Source organism: Frankia tisae (assembly GCF_025403405.1).
Classification (GTDB): Bacteria; Actinomycetota; Actinomycetes; order Frankiales; family Frankiaceae; genus Frankia; species Frankia tisai.
Genome location: NZ_JANEZT010000473.1, coordinates 1 through 4,308, shown reverse-complemented (window position 1 = coordinate 4,308; position 4,308 = coordinate 1). Strand labels below are relative to the sequence as shown.

Here is a 4,308-nt window from a genome sequence, read left to right as displayed (position 1 = left end):
CCGGTCCGCAGGTCAGGTGGGAACGCCGACCGGTTCCCTCGCCGCCGCCGCGGTGGCGGCGTCGGCCGACCCGGCCCGCTGCCTGTCCCAGCCATGGCCGGCCGTGCCGCGGCTGGGCCCGTCCGGCCGGCCGGCGGAACCGGCCATGGTCCGGCGCAGGCTGCGGGGCCGCAGGTCCGTCCAGGTCTGCTCGATGCGGTCCAGGCACTCCTGCCGGCTGCCGGCGACGCCGGCGTCGAACCAGCCCAGGGCGTTGCGGCGACCCTCGGGCCACACCGAGAACTGCAGCTCGTCGTTGACGACGACCTTGAACCGGTCCTGCGCCACCGGCCGGCGACCGGTCGGCCGCCCGGTCCCGGTATGGAACGGGCAGCCGTCGGCGACCGAGGCGTCGTCGCGCAGGAAGTACTGCTTCCACTCCCGGTTGTCCGGGTCGCCGTATGAGCCGAGCATCGGGATGGAGTCGACGCTGTCCATCCGGCGCAGCCGTTCGCGGATGATGCGGCGAGCCGTCGCACCCCGCGGGGTCTGTGCGCCGAGCCCCTCGAACACCCAGCGGGGCTGGAAGGTCAGGGTGTAGACCGGATTGCTCCGGCTGCGCAGCCGCCGGTGCGCGGGCGTGTTGCAGACGACGAAGATCGGGGTTCCGCGGAAGCTGAACTCCCAGCCGGGGTCGTCGGTGTCGGTGGGGATGTCCGAGGGCCACGGGTCACCGTCGTTGTCGTGCAGGTACTGCAGCAGCGACCAGAACCGCCGCTCGTACCGGAGGACCGCGTCCTGTTCTTCCTCCTGTTCCTCCTTGGCGACGGTGCCGGTGCCGGTGTGGGTGTGGGCGGGGGATGCGTCCGGTTCCCGGTCCGGTCCGGTGCCGAAGAAGACGATGAGCGAGGTGTCCTGGGACAGTGTCTGGTAGACGGCGAGATAGCTGGCGAGGATTTCCGGCAACCGGGACCAGGTGCGCTCGTCGTGGAGATCATCGACGAAGCCGAAACGAAGCCCACCGCGCCTGGACGCTGCCACCGCGAAAACGCACGGAAAGGGTTCCGAATCCGACTGAAGGGTGGCCATCATGTTCAGGACGGAGGCTTCCCCCCATTCCGGGACCGGCCCTATCGCCAGGTCCAGAACTTCCTCGCGGTACGAATCAGTGATACTCGCGGACATGCTCACCCCATAGTCGAGACAGCCGAGGACGATCGGTGGAAAGGGGGGAATACGGGCGCCGACTCTTCCCGGGCCGGGCCGGTCGAGCCCGATGGGCCTCTGCCGGTGTGTGCGGGCCCGGCGCCGGGCACGGCGACGATCCGGCGCCGGCCGCCGCGGTCACCCGCGGAGATCGAGCTCCGCGACCTGGATGGGTGCGGGCCGCCCCTTCGCGACCGGCAGGCCGGGTCCGGCCCACTTCGCCGTACCCTCACGCGCGGTCGGGCCGGCGTGGCGGAGCCCCAGCCGGCGGGCCGGGAGAGGGTGACCACCTGATCAGCGGCCCTGCCGGTAGTGGAACCTCCAGATAAAGTTAGGTGTACCTTATGGCTTGTCGGTCGGGACATTACGCAGCCGACTCGAACGACTCAAGAGTTGGCTTCTATTTGTGATATACGCCACATTGTTTGGATTTTAGGTGTCCAGAAGAGCGGAGGGTGGATTGGCACTTACCGTGAGTGGTCTGGCGATCGCCCCGGTCAAGGCTCTGGCCGTGGTTTCCCGCACCGAGCTGAGGGTGGGTCCGGACGGAGTCGCCGAGGACCGGCGGCTGTTCTTGATCACTTCCGCTGGCAAAATCGTGACTCTGCGCGACTTCCCGGCGTTGGGTTCCGTTCGACCGCAGCTGGATCTGGCGGCCGGCCGGATCGCGGTGGAGTTCCCCGATGGCTCGGTCGTCAAGGGCTCGCTGACCCCGTCCGACCAGCGGGTCGCCGGGACGTTCCTGGGTAAGCGGCGGGCCGGTCGGGTGGTGCCCGGGCCGCCGGCCGAGGTGCTGTCGGACTACCTGGGGCAGCCGGTGTCCCTGGTGCTGGCCGAACGGATCGGCGTCGGCTGGGACGAGGGACCGGTGACCATGCTCGGCTCCGGCTCTGTGGACCGGGTCGCGGACACCGCCTCGGCCGGCCGGGACCTGCGCCGCTTCCGGATGACCGTCACCGTCGCCGGGACCGCGCCGTTCGAGGAGGACTCCTGGGTCGGCCGCCGCGTCGGGATCGGCGAGCTTGTCGTCGCGGTCCGAACGGGATCATCCTGGGCGTCGTCGCCCGGGTCGTGCGGCCCGGGACGGTGCGCCTCGGCGATCAGGTCGACGTCGACGCCGGTTTAAGGTAACCTAACCAAATATTCAAGGGTTTCGGCTGGTAGGCAGGGGTATCCGCGAGGCGTGCGTGCCACCGTCGGCGGCGCGCACCCGACGACAGCAGGCAGACAACAGGGAGGACGGGTGGCTTTCGCACCCTGGCGGCGCCACGGTCCGGCGGCCCGATTCGCCCAGCCCCGGCCGGCCCCGCAGGCGCCCGCGGCGGAGGGCTCGCCGGCCTCGGACGGCGCCGGTCGCCCGCTGGCCCGGCTGCTCGGTGAGGAGCTGACCCTCGCCTATGACCGGCGGATCGTTGCCGAGGGCCTCGCGGTGCGCATCCCCGACGGTGCTTTCACCGTGATCGTGGGTCCCAACGCCTGCGGGAAGTCCACTCTCCTGCGCGCGCTCGCCCGGGTGATGCGGCCGACTGCCGGCACGGTGCGTCTCGACGGCGCGCAGATCGCGTCGTTGCCGTCGAAGGAGATCGCCCGCCGCCTCGGCCTGCTTCCGCAGACCGCGATCGCGCCGGACGGCATCACCGTCTTCGACCTCGTCAGCCGCGGCCGGTATCCGCACCAGACGATCTGGCGCCAGTGGTCTGCCCGCGACGAACAGGTCGTGCGCGATGCCTTGGCGGTCACCGGCGTCACCGATCTCGCGAGCAGGTTCGTCGGCGAGCTCTCCGGCGGGCAACGCCAGCGGGTCTGGCTGGCGATGGCGCTGGCGCAGGAGACGCCGATCCTCCTGCTCGACGAGCCGACCACCTTCCTCGACATCACCCACCAGTTCGACGTGCTGGACCTGTGCTCGGACCTGCACGAGAACCACGGCCGCACGTTGGTCGCCGTCCTGCACGACCTCAACCAGGCCTGCCGGTACGCCACCCACCTCGTCGTGATGGCTGCCGGCCGCATCGTCGCCGAGGGCCCGCCTACCGAGATCGTCACCGCGGAGCTGGTCGAGGAGACCTTCGGCCTCGCCTGCCGAGTGATCCCTGATCCCGAGACGGCCACCCCGATGATCATCCCGGCCGCCCGGCGCCGGAAGCCGTCGCCGTCGCCGGACAGCGGGGTCACCCCGCCCCAGCCGATGAGCAAGGACTCCGAAGCGGTCGTGGCCGCCACGGCTCCCGCCGGTTAACCAGTTAACCGGTAACCCCTCCGGCCGTGAGCACCATCGCCGGATGGTCAGTCAGCGAGATCCGCGCTCCCCGCGGCAGGCATAAGACAGCGGCGGAGCTGCGACACCGATGATCGCAGGCTCCGCCCCGCTGCTCGGAACGTGGAGCGCTGCGGGTGTCGCCGCCGGTGGTCTCCTGCCAGCCGGGACGCGGTACGGGCCGACCCCGGAGGGACCGGAACGTTTCGCTGCTGTCGGGACGGAGTTGTGGGCGCGCCGGAGTGCTTTCAGGCAGGTGAGTGATGGTGTATCGGCCCGAATCGGATGTTCCTACTGTGGGGAATGTCTGGCGACCGGTTGCTTGGAACGCTGGGGGCGTTCAGCGTCGGCGCGGCAGCTCGCCGTCACGATAGCGGCGGTCAGCTGAGTCCTCGCCGTGCGTGACCCATGTCGAGAAGGAACTGATGACCGCCTCTTCCCCACCTCCGCTGTCTGTCGCTCCCGCGGCGGCGCGGTCCGCCCGCGACAAGGAAGCTATTCCGAAACTGTCTTGATCCTCTCGAATCTCAATATCCGCCTCACCCGCGGTCACCGGTCACCTGCCGGCCGAAGGGTGGGAAAGCGCGTGCGCTGGTTGAGGGCGTGGGCGTAGTGGTCGAGTCCCCCCTCGGACACTCTAAGTAATCAAACAGCTATCGAGGGTAGTTGTTTTTTCTTTGGTGTGAGTTTCCTTGTCTGCGCTGTGTGGTGTGGGGCTCCAGAATCCGGGTTTCGGCCTGTGGGCTGGCCTTTTGCGGTTGACATGATCGTCCGTGGGGGTGGTCAGGCGGCGTTGCGGTATTCGTTGATCAGTCCGTTGAGGATGCGTGTGCGTCGGACGGTGGAGTCCGGGGTCGGGGCGACGG

General features: G+C 69.4%; 3 protein-coding genes. 2 read left to right on the top strand and 1 reads right to left on the bottom strand.

From position 1 onward, the window contains the following. Nucleotides 1–12: 12 nt before the first annotated feature. Nucleotides 13–1,164 carry a YqcI/YcgG family protein gene (locus NBZ85_RS28300; RefSeq protein ID WP_261560607.1) on the bottom strand — a complete coding sequence of 384 codons (1,152 nt, stop codon included), beginning with the start codon at nucleotides 1,162–1,164 and terminating at the stop codon, nucleotides 13–15. A 493-nt stretch (nucleotides 1,165–1,657) separates the two neighbouring features. On the opposite strand from NBZ85_RS28300, the gene NBZ85_RS28295 reads away from it, so the two are divergent. Beyond that, the gene (locus NBZ85_RS28295) at nucleotides 1,658–2,311 is read left to right on the top strand and encodes an MOSC N-terminal beta barrel domain-containing protein (RefSeq protein WP_261560606.1); all 654 of its coding nucleotides are present in this window, start codon (nucleotides 1,658–1,660) and stop codon (nucleotides 2,309–2,311) included. Between the two features lie 117 nt (nucleotides 2,312–2,428). Then, nucleotides 2,429–3,424 carry an ABC transporter ATP-binding protein gene (locus NBZ85_RS28290; RefSeq protein ID WP_498041270.1) on the top strand — a complete coding sequence of 332 codons (996 nt, stop codon included), beginning with the start codon at nucleotides 2,429–2,431 and terminating at the stop codon, nucleotides 3,422–3,424. Nucleotides 3,425–4,308: the final 884 nt, after the last annotated feature.